This window comes from Clostridioides sp. ZZV15-6598, from assembly GCF_020657705.1.
Classification (GTDB): Bacteria; Bacillota; Clostridia; order Peptostreptococcales; family Peptostreptococcaceae; genus Clostridioides; species Clostridioides difficile_F.
Genome location: NZ_JAGWCS010000361.1, coordinates 1 through 325 on the forward strand (window position 1 = coordinate 1; position 325 = coordinate 325).

The window sequence follows — 325 nt, forward strand, 5'->3', positions numbered from 1 at the left end:
AATTATCGAGAAAAACAATTGGTAGTTCAAATAGAAATAAAGCAAGATTAAAAGTTGCAAGACTTCAAGAACATATAACTAATCAAAGAAAGGATTTTCTACAAAAACTATCTACTAAATTAATACAAGAGAATAATATTATTTGTATAGAAGATTTACAAGTAAAGAATATGACTAGAAATCATAAACTATCTCGCTTAATTTATGATGTTTCATGGTCAGAATTTGTTCTCCAATTAGAATATAAAGCTAATTGGTATGGTAGACAAATTGTAAAGGTAGGTAAATTCTTTGCAAGTTCACAAATATGCAATAAATGTGGGTA

General features: G+C 26.2%; 1 protein-coding gene. It reads left to right on the top strand.

Features of this window, described 5'->3' with window-relative positions; all coding sequences use genetic code 11:
- Nucleotides 1–325 (top strand): transposase (locus tag KGF50_RS22055; protein ID WP_227850014.1); only part of this gene is annotated, 325 nt, incomplete at both ends.